16 protein-coding genes are annotated in these 14,481 nt (G+C 60.1%); 5 read left to right on the top strand and 11 right to left on the bottom strand.

Going from position 1 to position 14,481, the window contains the following annotated elements:
* Positions 1 to 6: 6 nt before the first annotated feature.
* The 9 genes from ACR0KX_RS18045 to ACR0KX_RS18085 all read right to left on the bottom strand — a co-directional run bounded on the left by ACR0KX_RS18045 (position 7) and on the right by ACR0KX_RS18085 (position 9,195).
* Positions 7 to 1,059, bottom strand: a complete 1,053-nt coding sequence (locus ACR0KX_RS18045; RefSeq protein WP_480708655.1) for an alcohol dehydrogenase family protein — start codon at positions 1,057 to 1,059, stop codon at positions 7 to 9.
* Between the two features lie 3 nt (positions 1,060 to 1,062).
* On the bottom strand, positions 1,063 to 1,539 hold the full coding sequence (locus ACR0KX_RS18050) for a cupin domain-containing protein (RefSeq protein ID WP_170624575.1): 477 nt from the start codon (positions 1,537 to 1,539) through the stop codon (positions 1,063 to 1,065).
* A gap of 18 nt (positions 1,540 to 1,557) precedes the next feature.
* Positions 1,558 to 4,005: a GcvT family protein gene (locus ACR0KX_RS18055; RefSeq protein WP_170455181.1), complete on the bottom strand. Its 2,448-nt coding sequence runs from the start codon at positions 4,003 to 4,005 to the stop codon at positions 1,558 to 1,560.
* Between the two features lie 15 nt (positions 4,006 to 4,020).
* Positions 4,021 to 4,401 carry a GFA family protein gene (locus ACR0KX_RS18060; protein WP_170624577.1) on the bottom strand — a complete coding sequence of 127 codons (381 nt, stop codon included), beginning with the start codon at positions 4,399 to 4,401 and terminating at the stop codon, positions 4,021 to 4,023.
* 4 nt (positions 4,402 to 4,405) lie between these two features.
* Positions 4,406 to 5,029, bottom strand: coding sequence for a LysE family translocator (locus ACR0KX_RS18065; protein ID WP_480708656.1), 624 nt, complete (start codon positions 5,027 to 5,029; stop codon positions 4,406 to 4,408).
* A 13-nt stretch (positions 5,030 to 5,042) separates the two neighbouring features.
* Entirely contained in the window at positions 5,043 to 5,612 is a 570-nt protein-coding gene (locus ACR0KX_RS18070) for an XRE family transcriptional regulator (RefSeq protein ID WP_170455187.1), read from the bottom strand.
* A gap of 156 nt (positions 5,613 to 5,768) precedes the next feature.
* The gene (locus tag ACR0KX_RS18075; protein ID WP_170624582.1) at positions 5,769 to 7,253 is read right to left on the bottom strand and encodes a peroxidase family protein; all 1,485 of its coding nucleotides are present in this window, start codon (positions 7,251 to 7,253) and stop codon (positions 5,769 to 5,771) included.
* 226 nt (positions 7,254 to 7,479) lie between these two features.
* On the bottom strand, positions 7,480 to 7,929 hold the full coding sequence (locus tag ACR0KX_RS18080; RefSeq protein WP_170624584.1) for a GAF domain-containing protein: 450 nt from the start codon (positions 7,927 to 7,929) through the stop codon (positions 7,480 to 7,482).
* Positions 7,930 to 8,022: 93 nt separating this feature from the next.
* On the bottom strand, positions 8,023 to 9,195 hold the full coding sequence (locus tag ACR0KX_RS18085; RefSeq protein ID WP_170523895.1) for an acetyl-CoA C-acyltransferase: 1,173 nt from the start codon (positions 9,193 to 9,195) through the stop codon (positions 8,023 to 8,025).
* Between the two features lie 104 nt (positions 9,196 to 9,299).
* On the opposite strand from ACR0KX_RS18085, the gene ACR0KX_RS18090 reads away from it, so the two are divergent.
* The 3 genes from ACR0KX_RS18090 (at position 9,300) to ACR0KX_RS18100 (ending at position 11,900) form a co-directional block, all read left to right on the top strand.
* Positions 9,300 to 9,638 (top strand): STAS domain-containing protein, encoded by a 339-nt coding sequence (locus tag ACR0KX_RS18090; protein ID WP_170624586.1) that lies wholly within the window; start codon positions 9,300 to 9,302, stop codon positions 9,636 to 9,638.
* Positions 9,639 to 9,657: 19 nt separating this feature from the next.
* On the top strand, positions 9,658 to 10,107 hold the full coding sequence (locus ACR0KX_RS18095; protein ID WP_480708657.1) for an ATP-binding protein: 450 nt from the start codon (positions 9,658 to 9,660) through the stop codon (positions 10,105 to 10,107).
* A gap of 215 nt (positions 10,108 to 10,322) precedes the next feature.
* On the top strand, positions 10,323 to 11,900 hold the full coding sequence (locus ACR0KX_RS18100) for a gamma-glutamyltransferase family protein (RefSeq protein ID WP_480708658.1): 1,578 nt from the start codon (positions 10,323 to 10,325) through the stop codon (positions 11,898 to 11,900).
* A 35-nt stretch (positions 11,901 to 11,935) separates the two neighbouring features.
* Here ACR0KX_RS18100 and hspQ read toward each other — a convergent pair whose 3' ends face one another.
* On the bottom strand, positions 11,936 to 12,262 hold the full coding sequence (hspQ, locus tag ACR0KX_RS18105) for a heat shock protein HspQ (protein WP_170455199.1): 327 nt from the start codon (positions 12,260 to 12,262) through the stop codon (positions 11,936 to 11,938).
* 80 nt (positions 12,263 to 12,342) lie between these two features.
* On the opposite strand from hspQ, the gene ACR0KX_RS18110 reads away from it, so the two are divergent.
* A complete protein-coding gene (locus tag ACR0KX_RS18110; RefSeq protein WP_480708659.1) occupies positions 12,343 to 13,224 on the top strand; it encodes an AEC family transporter in 882 nt (293 codons plus the stop codon).
* A 60-nt stretch (positions 13,225 to 13,284) separates the two neighbouring features.
* Entirely contained in the window at positions 13,285 to 13,866 is a 582-nt protein-coding gene (locus ACR0KX_RS18115) for a transglycosylase SLT domain-containing protein (RefSeq protein WP_170455203.1), read from the top strand.
* A gap of 10 nt (positions 13,867 to 13,876) precedes the next feature.
* Here ACR0KX_RS18115 and ACR0KX_RS18120 read toward each other — a convergent pair whose 3' ends face one another.
* Positions 13,877 to 14,473 (bottom strand): outer membrane lipoprotein carrier protein LolA, encoded by a 597-nt coding sequence (locus ACR0KX_RS18120; protein WP_170455204.1) that lies wholly within the window; start codon positions 14,471 to 14,473, stop codon positions 13,877 to 13,879.
* Between the last annotated feature and the right edge of the window lie 8 nt (positions 14,474 to 14,481).

The raw sequence follows: 14,481 nt of genomic DNA on the forward strand, positions 1-14,481 counted from the left end.
AGCTCCTTACGGGATCAGCACCAGTTTTCCAGGCAGCGCTTTGGATTGAAAATCCTCTTGCGCCGTGATGATGTCCTTTAAGGGGTATGTGCGGGAAATCAACGGTTTGATACGCCCTGCATTCATCAACTCGACCAAACGCCCAAACACCTCGGGGGACTGATGGGTGCAGCCGTGGATGGTAATGTCGCGCAGATAAATGTCGCGCAGATCGGCCTGAACCATCGGACCGGCAATCGCGCCCGAAACGGCATAATGCCCGCCGGGTTTCAGCGCCAGGATCAGCGCCGCCCAAGCCGGACCACCGACCACGTCGATAACAACATCGAACATGTCGGTGGGCAATGCCGCATCCCGGTCAAATGTCTGGACCGCACCCTGCGCTTTCACCACATCCGCCTTGGCCGCGCTGGTCACGCCCCAGACCGACGCGCCCCGCAGGCTGGCCAGTTGCACGGCGGCCAGTCCAACGCCGCCCGATGCGCCGGTGATCAGGACCTTGTGGCCCGCAGTCACACCCGCCCGGGTCAGCAGGTTCTCGGCGGTGCCGAAAGCGCAGGGAATGGCGGCGATTTCCACATCTGACAGGGGCGAGGCACTGACGTCATAAAGATCATCCGCCTCAACCAGACAATATTGCGCAAACGCGCCATCGATCTCGGACCCCAGGGCGATGAACCCGTGCGGATGACCCGGACGTGGGCGCGGCAGGTTGATCGGACAAGTCACGCGCTGACCCGGCTTGAACCCTGCCCCCGCGCCAACCATTTCGACGATGCCACACAGATCACCGCCCTGAATCCGAGGGAAGTGCAGCGCACCGCCCCAGCCGCCGGCCTCGACATCCTGATCGACCTCCCCTGTGGCGCTTGTGACGTCCGAGGAATACCAGCCAACCCGCGTGTTGATATCGGTGTTGTTGACCCCGGCAGCCGCGACACGCACCAGCACTTGCCCCGGACCGGGTTGAGGAACGGGAATATCCTGCCGCCATTCCAGCGCCTCTGGCCCGCCGTGACGGGTCAGGTAAACGCCGGACATGGTTTCGGGCAAATTCATCTGTCAGCCCGCAGCATCGGGATGCGCCGGAACCGGACCCATCGGCACAATGTCGTACCGCGCGTTGAGCGCGGCCATTTTGGCCTCATCGGCAAAGTCAGCCTCATCCATCCCGGCCAGTTCCGCAAGAAAGCCATCGAAGCCCGAGGGTTGGAAGATCATCAGCATTCTGGCGGGGGCCGCATCGGCCACCCGGCAGGCATGGGGCACCCCGGGCGGGACATGCATCGTCGTGCCCGGCATACACCGATGCCAGTCGCCATCGACGTAGAAATCCACCGCACCTTCCAGAAAATAGAAGGTCTCGGCATGGCTGTCGTGGCGATGAAGGCCAAGCGCGAAGCTGGCCTTCAGATTGTCTTCCATGAGCGTATATGCGCCACCGGTGTCCTGACCCGACACCTTCACGAAGGTGTGGTCGTTTTCCCAGTCATAGTTGGGACCCTCTCCGGGCCCCAGTTTGGCGTATCGTTTGCTCATGGCGATCTCCGTACGGGGTTACGCGCGCAACCGCTCGTTCTCGGGGTCCCAAAGCGGTTGGTCCTCTTGTACCACGGCACGGTGTTTCTGACCGTAGATTTCGACCTCAAGCTCGGTGCCGGGATTGGCAAGCTCGGTCCTGATCATGCCCAGCGCGATGGATTTGCCCACGCGATAACCCCATGCGCCCGAGGTCGTCTCACCCACAATCTGATCGCCTTGCCAGATGCAGGACATATAGGGCGCGTCACACTCACCGGCTTCGACCGTCAGGGTAACGAACGACTTCTTCACGCCCTGCTGCTTTTCGTTCAGGATCGCCGCCTTGCCGGGGAAGTCCTGCGGCTTGTCCAGCTTGACGAACCGCCCCAGCCCGCCTTGCAGAAGCGAGTAATCGGTCGACAGATCGCCTTTCCACGCGCGGTATCCCTTTTCGATACGCAAGCTGTTCAGCGCGTACATGCCAAACGGCTTGGCCCCGGCGTCGATGATCGCACCGTAGATCGCGGGCATATGCTCGTTCAGGGCATGAACCTCCCAACCCAGTTCACCGGCAAAGGACACGCGGATCAGATAGGCGGGTTGTCCGGCGACGGTAGCGGACTGGTGGGTCAACCATCCGGTGGACAGGTCCGCATCGGTTAGACCCGACAGGATCTCACGCGATTTCGGGCCGGTCACGATCAGCGTGTCGCGGGTGGTGGTGACATCCTCGACCGACACCCCGGCAGGCATCGCCTTCAGCAGGATATCGCGGTCATGCCACTGCGCCGTGGCGGCGGTGATCATCACGAACTCATCTTCGCCCAGACGGATACAGGACATCTCGGTCAGGATGCGGCCCCGGTCGTCCGAAACGTAGACGAGGTTCATCCGGCCCGCCTTGGGCAGACCGCCCGTGACCAGACCGCGCAGCGCCTCGGCGGCACCCTCGCCCTTGACCATGAAGCGCGAGAAGCCAGGCAGGTCCAGCACACCGCAATGGTCGCGCACGGCCTCACATTCTTCCTTGATCCGCTGCTCCCACGGACCGGACCGGCCCCATGTGTGCGTCGCCTCAAGCGAGGTGTCGTCGCCCGGCATCGCGAACCAGTTGGCGCGCTCCCAGCCGTTATAGGCGCCCATGACACCGCCCAGTTCCTTGACCTTGTCATGCACCGGCGACAGCTTTTTGTCGCGCGCGGCGGGCCATTCGTGGTGGGGGAAGTGCATGGCGTATTCGTTGCCGTAAACCTCAATCCCCTTTTTCACGCAGTAATCGTGATCGGTGTAGTCGGTGTAACGGCGCGGATCGACCGACCACATATCCCATTCGGTGTGGCCATCGACGATCCATTCCGCCAGCACCTTGCCAGCACCACCGCCCTGCGCGATGCCAAAGGTAAAGACGCAGGCCTCGAACGCGTTCTTCACACCGGGCATCGGGCCGATCAGCGGCAGACCGTCAGGCGCATAGGGGATCGGGCCGTTGATGATACGCGAGATTCCGGCCTCACCGGACAGCGGCACACGCTCCATCGCGTCGGCCACGATGTCTTCGATCCGGTCCAGATCGTCGGACCAGAGCTGGAAGCTAAAATCGTCGGGCATCGGGTCGGAATCGGTTTCCCAATGTGCGCGGCAGTTGGGCTCATACGGGCCGATGTTAAAGCCGTGCTTTTCCTGACGCAGGTAATAGGACACATCCACGTCGCGCAGCAGCGGCAGCTTCTGGCCGGATTGCTTCGACCAAGCCTCAATCTCGGGGATTTCCTCGGTCAGCAGATACTGGTGGCTCATCACCATCATCGGCACGGTGCGCCCGCCATAGGGCTTGAACCATTCACCGACACGCTGCGCGTAATACCCGGCGGCGTTGACCACGTAATCGCAGTCGATATCGCCCTTTTCGGTGCTGACGGTCCAACTGCCATCCTCATGCTGTGTCACGCCGGTTGCGGGCGTAAAGCGCAGGATTTTCGCGCCCATGTCGCGTGCGCCCTTGGCCAGCGCCTGTGTCAGCTGCGCCGGGTCGATATCACCATCGCTGGGGTCGAACAGCACGCCTTCCAGATCGTGAGTTTCCAGGAACGGGTATTTCTCCTTGGCCTGCTCGGGCGTCCACATCTCCATCTCGATGCCCTGATAGCGGCCCATGGCACAGGCGCGCTCGAACTCCTGCACGCGTTCCTTGGAATGCGCCAGACGGATGGACCCGGTCTGGTGATAGTTCATCGGATAATCGACTTCCTCGCCCAGACGCGCATACAGCTCGGTCGAATAGCGCTGCATGTTCATGATCGCCCATGAGGTCGAGAAGGTCGGCACATTGCCCGCCGCGTGCCATGTAGACCCGGCGGTCAGTTCGTTCTTTTCCAGCAGAACGCAGTCGGTCCAGCCTTTCTTGGCCAGATGATACAGCGAGGAGGTCCCCACCACACCGCCACCGATAACAACCACGCGGGCTTTTGTCGGAAAGTCACTCATTCGTCTTGATCCCTGTTACTGTGCCCGTTGGGGCAGATCGTCCGTGATGTCGTAGTAATCGCCCTTGTCGGCGACAAAGATATGCTGCGAGAGCATCAATCCGGTGGGCTCATCAAACGCCCCCATGGAAATCGAAATCGTGTCCTCGTCATTGTGCTGCCAGAACAGGAACGAGCCGCATTGGGCGCAGAACCCACGCCGGGCAATGTCCGAGGCGCTGAACCAGCGCAGCGTGTCGCTGGCGGTGAAACTCAGGTTATCCTGATGGGTCCAGGTCGAGGACCAGATATGGCCCGATTGCTTGCGGCACTGGCCGCAATGGCAGGCCGAAGGCGGCGACAGATCCCCATCGATGGTAAAGGCGACCGCGCCGCACAGGCAGGAACCGTTATGCATGTGACTACCCCCTTGCAACGGGCGTGGAGCTGGTCCCCAGCAACACGCCGTAAATGATGAAACAGGTGGCCATGATCCGGCGCACCCAGATGTTGAACACCGCGCCCAGCGCCGCCTTGCCCATCAGCGCGCCCAGCAGGGTGAACCCGGTATAGCTGAGCGTGGTGATGACCAGCGCGGTGGGCATGATGACCCCCATTTGCTGCCAGATCGGCACGGCCGGCTGCACGAATTGCGAAAAGGCGGCAAGGTATCCGGCCACACTTTTGGGATTGATCGTCGCCACCGCCAGCGCGTGCAGATAGACATGCCGAGCGGGCCGTTCAGATGCAGGCGCGGGCTTGGTGGCGTTCATCCAGCCACGGATACCGACCCAGATCAGGAACCCAGCCCCCACCAGTTTGGCGATGAAGAATCCGGTCGGAGACGCCGTGATCAGCGCGGTGATGCCGAGCGCCGACAGGACCAAAAACGCGCTGGCCTGCGTCAGGATCGCCAACACCCCCAGCATCGCCTTGGGAAACGGCAGGCTCATACCGTTCGAGATGCAATTGACCGCATTTGGTCCGGGCGTAGTGACGAACACCACCCAGAACAGCGCGAATATGGTCCAGGCCTCAAAGCTCATCAATACGCTCTCATCAATACACCGGCGGGGCGATGACCCAGATCGCCACGGCGGGCTCATCATAGGGGTTCGCCCATTGATAGGGTTCATGCTTGATGCGGAAACTATCGCCCGGTCCCACCGTGAACTGGCGGCTGCCGATGGTCAGGTCCAGATGGCCGGATACCATATACCCGACCTCCTGCGTCGGTCGGTTGGCCGGGGTTTGCATTTGCGACCGAGGCTCGAAGGTGGAATGCACCATTTCGAAATCGTCGGTCAGATCGGGCGAGAGCAGTTCTTCGATCAGGCCCTCTTCACCCGATCCCATGGGTCTGCGGGTTCCGGCCCGCACCACATAGCCTTGTTCGTCGCTTGGAACCGCAGAATGCGCAAACAGCATCGACATCGGCACGCCCAGCGATTCCGCAATCTGGCGCAGGTCGGAAATCGACGGGTCGGATTTGTCGCGCTCAACCTGGCTGAGCCACCCGACAGAGCGATCCAAACGTGCCGCGATTTCGGTCAGCGTCAACCCACGCGCCTTTCGCAGCGCGCGAATATCGGCACCCAATGTGGCGCTTTGGGGGGCTTGGCTGTTCACTGGCCGCTCCGAATCTCGTGAAAATTTCTCCCTGTTTTTCACGATGCCAGAGGTTCGTGAAATTTCAAAGCATTTTTTCACGCAATCCCATCGAGCCCGGTAACAGTATCGTTGGACCTGTCGGGCACCGGATGCCCGACAGGTTTTCACACGTCTTCAGCCACACATCAGACTGTGCGGATCGCGGATATGCCCCCGGTTGGCTTCGACATAAGCAATAATGCCGGCCATACAGGACGGCTGGCCACCAAATCCCGGCCATGGTTTGAAGTGGGGGATGTGCACAAAGGTCGTCGGATCCCGAAGCAGAAGATTGGCAAAGACCGAGGCGACGATCAGACCGCCAACACCGGTGAGTTTGCCGTGCCCGTGCTGTTCAGCCTCTTGCAGGGCATAGAACCACAAGGGCGTTTTCTGGAACCCTTTGGCGGCAAGCTCTGGCGGCACGGCAACGGGGGCGGTTCCCAGATGCGCGGCAAAGTGCTGACCGCTGGCCAGTTGATACGTGTACCGGTCGCGGATCATGTTGCGCAGCGCCAGGTTTTTGGATTGCGCCTCGGACAGCGTCTCGCCGATATCCTCCAACGCGATCTGGCCTGTGACAAAGGGCAACTCCAGCAGCGGCGCGCCCATTTTGGGACCAACCGGTCGGGCCTTTTGCGACGCGGTCTTGCCTTTCATCGAGAAATACAAGTCCATATCGATATTGGCGGCTTTGTCCCTTGGACCGAAGCCTTGCGTTGCGAACAGGCTGACGGGGTTGCTTGACGCGTTTAACTTGTATTCGAATTGCGTCGTTGCATGGCCGAAACGATAACAAGCACCGGTGAATTCAACCGGCATGACCGGCGCATCCCAGCCAAAGATCGGACGTTTCATCGCTGCCGTCAGGCAGCTGTCTTCGACGAAGGCATGCAGCAGCTCGTTCCAGACGATCCACTGGTAATGCAGACGAATGAACCGCCGCACTTCCTGAAAGTTGCTTAATCCGGGGGATACGTGATCCTTCCAGATTTTGGCACTGATCCCTTCATGCGCGCAGGCGTGAATATCCTTGGCTTCGGACCCGCCCTCGCTCAGCTTGCTCATCAGGATGTTGTGCAACTCGATAAAGATGCCCTGCACTTGTGCGACGATGATGTTCTCGTCGTTGCGCGGATCACCGATCAGGGCCTTGCCCGCGCAGGTGCGGGCCAGATCCAGATGGTTTTCCTTGCGCCCGAACATCAGCATGTGATCCTGATCCCCGGCTCCGTAGAGATGCGGTGACGCCTCGGGCCCGGCGCCATAGACACAATCGAGGTCCAGGCTGGGCGTTCTGACATTCGGGATGGTGGCCGGATCGATGCGGGTGCCCAGGGCCGAGGTCGCATCCAGTGTGATGTCGTGGTCAACGAACTGACCCAGAAAGGTCATACCCGCATCCGCCGGGCCATCATGGTTTTCCTTGGCTCGCATGGACTGAGACAAGTCGTCCAGCGCATGGATCACATCCGCATGGGTGATTTTGACGATATGAACCGGGTTTGGTGGCTTGAGACGCCCAAGCGTCTGCACAAAGGGTCTGGAGGGGCCCGCGCCGTTGAGACAAACCTTGGTGAGTTGATCAAGGCGCGTAAGGCCGTGATGCATACCTGCCATAACAAAATACTCCTGAAACAAATAAAAAATGCCGGTGAAAATAGAAATCCGACAGGTCGATTCATAGCAGAAACAGGGAAGATTCTCAATTTGACGGCGCGCGAATCCGCCGACGAGAAAGGGTCTTTCAGACCTTTCCGATACTTGGCAGCACAAGCTCAGGTTTAAAGAACCTGAGGTGAAGAGGCGTCAGACGGGTCGGGGCAGCCGGTACCGGATGTGGCGATCAGCCAAAGACCCGCCCCAGAATTGTGCCCAGCGCATCCGCGTCCTCATCGTTGAACGCATCAGGCTGATCACTGTCGATATCGAACACCGCAATCACCTCGCCCGAGGCGTCCCGCACCGGCAAGACCAGCTCGGACCGGGTGGAGGAGGCACAGGCTATATGGCCGGGAAACGCATCTACGTCGGGAACCAGCTGAACCTCTCCCGTACGCGCCGCAGCACCGCAGACACCGCGATCGAACGGGATGGTCAGGCAGCCATGTCCGCCCTGATACGGGCCGATCTTCAGCAACCCGGGCTCAGTCACACGGTAAAAGCCCGTCCAGTCAAACCGATCATCGGCGTGATGCACTTCGCAGGCGATGGTCGCCATCAAGGCAACCTGATCGGTCTCGCCTTCAGTCAGCGCGGCGATGGTTTTGGCAAGCGTGTCGTAATCGGCGGTCATGGTTGCGCTTTTGTCTATTGGGGGCGGGGGCGCTGCCCCCTCTTGAGCCTTTGGCTCAATTCACCCCCGCCGTATTTGAAACAAGAAGAAGGGTCAAATGCGTTCTATGGCGATGGCCGTTCCTTCGCCGCCGCCGATGCAGATCGCTGCGACGCCGCGTTTGAGGCCCCGCTTCTCCAATGCGTTCAGCAGTGTGACCATGATCCGAGCGCCAGACGCGCCGATGGGGTGGCCCAGCGCGCAGGCCCCGCCGTTCACGTTCACCTTGTCGCGGGGCAGGCCCATTTCATGCATGAAGGCCATCGGGACAACGGCGAAGGCTTCGTTCACCTCCCACAGATCCACGTCCTCGACGCTCCAACCGATGCGGGCCAGCAGCTTTTGCGCGGCCGGAACCGGGGCTGTGGTGAACAGGCCGGGGGCCTGAGCGTGGCTGGCGTGGCCAAGGATGCGTGCACGAACGGACAGATTCTGTGCCTCCGCCGCTGAGGCAGACGCCAGAACCAGCGCCGCCGCGCCATCCGAGATCGATGAGGCATTGGCAGCGGTCACCGTGCCATCCTTGCGGAAGGCCGGCTTCAGGGTTGGGATCTTTTCGGGCCGGGCTGATTTTGGCTGCTCATCCGCCGATTGGATCACCTCTCCTTTCCGGGTGCGTACCGAAACCGGGGCGATCTCGCCGTCGAACGCCCCGCTGTCCTGCGCCGCCAGAGCATTGGATAGGGATTGCAGCGCGTATTCGTCCTGCGCCTCGCGGGTGAATTGGAAGGATTCGGCACAGTCTTCGGCGAAGGTGCCCATCAGGCGGCCTTTGTCATAAGCATCTTCAAGCCCGTCGAGGAACATGTGATCGACGACCTGACCGTGCCCGATGCGTGCGCCACCACGCATTTTCGGCAGCAGGTAGGGGGCGTTGGTCATGCTTTCCATTCCGCCTGCAACCATCAGGTCGGCATGGCCCAGTGCGATCTGGTCAAAGGCCATCATGGCCGCCTTCATGCCCGATCCGCACATCTTGTTGAGTGTCGTGGCCGGCACCTCTTGGCCCAGACCGGCGGCGAAACCGGCCTGACGTGCCGGGGCCTGCCCTTGCCCTGCCGGAAGAACGCAGCCCATCAGCACCTCGTCCACGGTTTCGGTGCCTGCCTGTTCCAATGCGGCGCGAATTGCGGCCCCGCCCAGATCCGCGGCTGCGACCCCGTCGAACATGCCCTGAAATCCACCCATCGGCGTGCGGGCGGCCCCTGCGATCACAACCTCATTCATCACGGTCTTCCTTTGTTCATTTTCCGGCTTCTGCATACCGAATGGTAAGATTTGCCGTCTAGCGTATTTCTACGAAGCAATTCCAGGAAAGAGGGCGGTCAAACATGGGCCTGACCACTACAACATCCGGTGAGACTCAGATCATCACGGTCCAGACCGACCGGATCGACGCCGCCATGGCCATTCAGTTCAAGGAAGACATGCGGCGCGCAACCGAATCGGGATGCAACCGGGTGGTGCTGGATCTTGGCGGGGTCGAATTTATCGATTCCAGCGGGCTGGGCGCAATTGTCGCCTCGATGAAGCAGCTTGGGGCCGGGCGCAGGCTGGATCTGGCCGGGCTGCAACCGGTGGTCGAAAAGGTGTTTCGCCTGACCCGCATGGACACGGTGTTCAATCTGTTTGCCACCCTGGATGACGCCCTGGCCGGTTCCATCGACTGATCTGGGCGGAGTGGACTGCGTGAAGCCGATTGGGACCAAAACCTGCCTTGAACTGACCTTCCCAGCCACTGAGGCCGAAGCGAGCGCGGGAATTTCGCAACTCAGCACCGGCCTGTCGCGGCAGGGGCTGCCGGCGCATATGGCGGATGATGTGAAGATCGCGCTGGCTGAGGCGATCAACAACGTGGTCGAACATGCCTATGCGGGCATCGCCCCGGCCAAAGTGCAGGTGACTTGCAGGCTTGACCACAACCGGCTGGACATCCTGATTTCCGATACCGGCAATCCCCTGCCCGGCTACAAACTGCCCGACGGGGTTCCTGCTTCGGTCGAGACAGGCGTTCAGGACCTGCCCGAAGGCGGATTCGGCTGGTTTCTGATCCACCAGCTTACCAGCGATATCTGGTATGAAAGGCGGGACGGATGTAATCGCCTGTCGCTGCGGTTCGACTTCGATCCGCAAGACTGACCGGCAAGCAATAGCCATAATAAGGCCTTTTTCGAACCATTGTCGCGCCGCAAACCCCCGTCATACAGTGACCTGTAGCTCAGATAGCTTCCCTCGGCGCCAAGTGTCACAGCCCCCACCCAGTGAACGGCGCCGAGGAACTTCTCTCCCTAATATTACTGGACAAACACAGGCCTCGCCTTAGGTTCGACCCGTCGATGGGGAGGAGGAAAACCATGCGGGATCTGCATCTGCCGGGCCGGTCTGAAGTTCTGGCAACCGATGGGATATGTGCAACGTCGCATCCTCTGGCCGCAAAGGCGGCGCTGGATATTCTGGGTCAGGGCGGCAATGCGATGGATGCCGCAATTGCCGGGGCCATCCTGTTGGGCATTTGCGAACCGCAGATGACCGGTTTGGGCGGCGATTGCTTTGTGCTGTTCAACCGGGCAGGTGAAGACAGGATTCGCGCTTTGAATGGTTCCGGGCGCGCGCCGGCACAGGCAGATGCCGAGGCTTTGCGCGCCAAAGGGCTGACTGCGGTACCTCTGACCAGCCCTGACGCCGTCACCATCCCCGGCGCGGTGGATGCGTTCTGTCATCTTTCAGAAAACGAAGGTCGTCTGGGACTGGACGCCATTCTGCAACCGGCGATTCACTATGCCGAGCTCGGCGTACCGGTTGCGCCCCGGGTCGCTTTTGACTGGCAACGCGGCGCGCGCACCCTGCAAGGGGCCGCCAGGCAGCACTATCTGATCAACGGCGGCGTTCCAGAGGTCGGTCAGGTCTTCCGGTCTCCGGGTCAGGCCGAGGTTCTGCGCCAGATTGCCAAGCACGGGCGCGACGCCTTCTACACCGGTGAAATTGCCGAAGATATGCTCTCGGCGCTGACCCAACTGGGCGGTGTTCATGGCGCGGATGACTTCGCGAACACGAAATGCACCGTGACCGAACCGATGAGCGGCACCTATCAAGGCATCGATCTGGTCGAACATCCGCCCAACGGTCAGGGGGCGACGGCCATCCTGCTGCTGAACATCCTGAAGCATTTTGATCTGGCCAGCATGGACCTATTCGGGGCTGAGCGCGTTCATATCGAGGCCGAAGCCACCAAACTGGCCTATGACGCCCGCAACCGCTTTATCGCGGACCCGGATCATATGGCCCGCATGGAACGGTTCCTTGATCCCAAAATCGCCGCATCGCTGGCCGCCATGATCGACCCCAAACGCGCGATGCAAGCAGCAGCGCCGCTGACCGAAGCCATTCACAAGGACACCGTTTACATCACGGTGGTCGATCGCGACCGGATGGCAGTTTCGCTGATCTATTCGATCTTCCACAGTTTCGGATCGGGCATCGCATCCCAGAAATACGGCATTCTGCTGCAGAACCGCGGGGCCGGTTTCACTCTGACCCCCGGCCATCCAAACGAATTGGGCGGTGGCAAACGCCCCATGCACACAATCATCCCCGGAATGCTGCAAGAAAACGGCCGCGTGATGATGCCCTTCGGGGTTATGGGCGGGGCCTATCAGCCGACCGGTCATGCCCGCTTCCTGTCAAACCTCACGGATTTCGACATGGGCCTACAGGACAGCATCGATGCCCCCCGCGCCTTTGCCGACGGGGGTGTGTTGAAACTGGAACGCGGGTTCTCAGAACAGGTGGCGCAACAATTGTCGCAACTTGGCCACACTGTTGAGATTTCAGAAACCCCACTTGGCGGCGCGCAGGCAATCCGAATCCGAAACGACGGCGTGTTGGAGGGCGCAAGCGATCCGCGCAAAGACGGGTGTGCGTTGGGATATTAGGGACATCAGCGTCCGCGCCGGATTGGCCCGGTGGATCAGTTCAGATGGAAGTGCAGCGGGTAGGACCCGTCCTCGAAAGGCCCGAACATATTGGGAATATCGGGATGCTCTACCGGCTCGCCCGATTGGTCGGCGATCAGATTTTGTTCTGAAACATAAGCCACATAGAAGGACTGATCATTCTCGGCCAGCAGATGATAGAACGGCTGATCCTTGATCGGCCGACTGTCTTCGGGGATGGCTTCGTACCATTCCTCGGTGTTGGAAAACTCCGCGTCCACGTCAAAAATCACCCCTCGGAAGGGATGTTTTTTATGTCGCACTACTTGTCCCAAGCCGTACTTGGCATGTGTCTTTAGCATTGTTTCAGCCCCCAAAGCAGTTACTACCTCTTTCCGGGCGGAAAATCCAATCATTGATCTGAAATTCAGGGAAACAGTCTGTGAACCTTCTACTGACAGTGTTCGAAATTGTCGCGCCGGTGTTTATTCTGGCGGGCATTGGATTTGCCTGGGTCAAGCTGGGGTTTGAATACCGCCTGCAATTCGTCACCCGTTTCGCCATGATGCTGGCGGTGCCCAGCCTGATCTTCGTGGCGCTGATGCAGACCGAAATACCGGGTGGCGACCTGTCGCGATTCACCGTGGCCGCCATCGTCGCCAACCTTGGTCTGGCGGTCGTGTTTTGGGGAATCGTTCGGGTGCTGAGGCTGGAGCAGCGCACTTACCTGTCGCCTTTGATCTTTGGCAATACCGGCAACCTGGGCCTGCCGTTATGCATCTTTGCCTTCGGACAGGCGGGGCTGGGATATGCCGTGATTTTCCTGTCGGTGACGGCGCTGTTTTCCTTTACCTACGGCATTTATCTTGTCGCAGGCAAAGGGGCCTTTGGGCAGGTCATCAGGCAACCGATGGTTTGGGCAACGCTGCTTGGGGCATTGTTCCTGTGGCAGGATTGGGAAACCCCGCTGTTTCTGACCAACACATTGGATTTGCTGGGGCAAATGGCGGTTCCGATGATGCTGGTCACTTTGGGCGTTGCCATCGCGCGCCTGACCACCCGCAGTCTGGGACAAGCCATCTGGCTGTCGATCCTGAAAGTGGTGGTGTGCTTTGCCCTCGGTTGGGCCATAGCGTCCGCGTTTGACCTGGAAACCATCGCCTTTGGCGTGCTGATATTGCAAATGTGCACCCCCGTCGCGGTCACATCCTACCTGCTGGCAGAGCGGTTTCAGGCCGACGCAGATGCCGTTGCGGGGATGGTCATGGTCTCGACCCTGCTGTCGGTCGCAGCGTTACCCCTTGTTCTGGCGCTGATTCTGTAGCGATTGTGATTTCCTCAGCGCTCAATCTGCGCTAGAATGCCTAAAAAAGGCACGAGGCACATGAGCAGAATTCTTTTCGTACTCCTAGGGGTGCTGCTTTTGGCATCCTGTGGGGGCGGCTCGAAACAGCCGCCCAGCAGATTGAACGACGCGTGCAGCATTGCGCGCGAAAAGCCCGACTATATCCGGGCTTTCAAAAGCACCGAGCGTAAATGGGGCGTTCCCGTTCACGTTCAGATGGCCACGATCTATCAGGAAAGCCGCTATCGCCACGATGCGCGCACGCCGCATCGCTATGTTCTGGGCGTGATCCCGATGGGCCGTCAAAGCAGTGCATATGGCTACGGTCAGGCGCTGGACGGCACGTGGGAGCAGTACCAGCGCGAAACCGGTAAACGCCGCGCCAAGCGGGATCGCATTCGCGACGCGTCGGATTTCATTGGCTGGTACATGAACAAAAGCTACGAGCGGAACGGCATCCACCCCGCCGACACGCGCAATCAGTATCTGGCCTATCACGAAGGTCATACGGGCTTTGCCCGCGGCAGCCACAACAAGAAATCATGGCTGCTGAACGTGGCCAGCGATGTGGACGCGCGCGCGAACCTGTATCAGTCGCAACTGGCAAATTGCCGGTACTGAGGTGAAGGGGTCAGCGATCAGCTGACCCACTTCTTTTGCTGTTCGAGAACAGATCCTGATTCAGCCTGCCACCCTCGGTCAACGGGCCCAGCAGCACCGTGGTCTGGGTGCCTGCGTTGTCGTGGATCACCCATTTCCGCAGCTCGACCGGGTTGTCGGTGAACATCAGCTCAATCCGGCCCGAGTCCGGGTTCTTGGGGTCTTGCGCCGTTACCACGGTCGCCGTGCCGTCGAACTCGTGCCCTACCACCATATTGGCCTGACCAAGGTTCACATTCCGCGCCAGAACCAGAGACAACGGTGTCCGCTTTAGCGGGTATTGTTCGGGCGGTTGGTTCGATTTGGGATCGAAGATCATGACACTGCCGGAACGTGCCAGCACCACCGCACTGTCCGGCGGATCATATTCGAACCGCATTTTACCGGGTCGCTGCATCCACAGCTTACCGGTGCTCAGCGAGCCATCATCGTTGACCTGAGTAAAACTGGTCTGAACCGTTTTCAGCTGGTTCAGGTAATTTGAGATTTCCGACAGCGGCAGCTTATCCGCCGCCCAGGCCGCAGGTGCGGCCAGTGTCAAAGCAAGGGCAAAAGCAATCTGTTTCATGCTTCACA

The sequence above is a fragment of the Ruegeria sp. BG5 genome, from assembly GCF_056538425.1.

What these genes read in the sequence shown, in the direction of transcription:
- ACR0KX_RS18050 (WP_170624575.1), bottom strand. Translation starts at nt 1,539, where the DNA reads ATGAGCAAACGATACGCCAAACTGGGGCCCGGAGAGGGTCCCAACTAT.
- ACR0KX_RS18045 (WP_480708655.1), bottom strand. Translation starts at nt 1,059, where the DNA reads ATGAATTTGCCCGAAACCATGTCCGGCGTTTACCTGACCCGTCACGGC.
- ACR0KX_RS18090 (WP_170624586.1), top strand. Translation starts at nt 9,300, where the DNA reads ATGGGCCTGACCACTACAACATCCGGTGAGACTCAGATCATCACGGTC.
- ACR0KX_RS18060 (WP_170624577.1), bottom strand. Translation starts at nt 4,401, where the DNA reads ATGCATAACGGTTCCTGCCTGTGCGGCGCGGTCGCCTTTACCATCGAT.
- ACR0KX_RS18055 (WP_170455181.1), bottom strand. Translation starts at nt 4,005, where the DNA reads ATGAGTGACTTTCCGACAAAAGCCCGCGTGGTTGTTATCGGTGGCGGT.
- ACR0KX_RS18120 (WP_170455204.1), bottom strand. Translation starts at nt 14,473, where the DNA reads ATGAAACAGATTGCTTTTGCCCTTGCTTTGACACTGGCCGCACCTGCG.
- ACR0KX_RS18115 (WP_170455203.1), top strand. Translation starts at nt 13,285, where the DNA reads ATGAGCAGAATTCTTTTCGTACTCCTAGGGGTGCTGCTTTTGGCATCC.
- ACR0KX_RS18065 (WP_480708656.1), bottom strand. Translation starts at nt 5,029, where the DNA reads ATGAGCTTTGAGGCCTGGACCATATTCGCGCTGTTCTGGGTGGTGTTC.
- hspQ (WP_170455199.1), bottom strand. Translation starts at nt 12,262, where the DNA reads ATGCTAAAGACACATGCCAAGTACGGCTTGGGACAAGTAGTGCGACAT.
- ACR0KX_RS18080 (WP_170624584.1), bottom strand. Translation starts at nt 7,929, where the DNA reads ATGACCGCCGATTACGACACGCTTGCCAAAACCATCGCCGCGCTGACT.
- ACR0KX_RS18100 (WP_480708658.1), top strand. Translation starts at nt 10,323, where the DNA reads ATGCGGGATCTGCATCTGCCGGGCCGGTCTGAAGTTCTGGCAACCGAT.
- ACR0KX_RS18075 (WP_170624582.1), bottom strand. Translation starts at nt 7,253, where the DNA reads ATGGCAGGTATGCATCACGGCCTTACGCGCCTTGATCAACTCACCAAG.
- ACR0KX_RS18085 (WP_170523895.1), bottom strand. Translation starts at nt 9,195, where the DNA reads ATGAATGAGGTTGTGATCGCAGGGGCCGCCCGCACGCCGATGGGTGGA.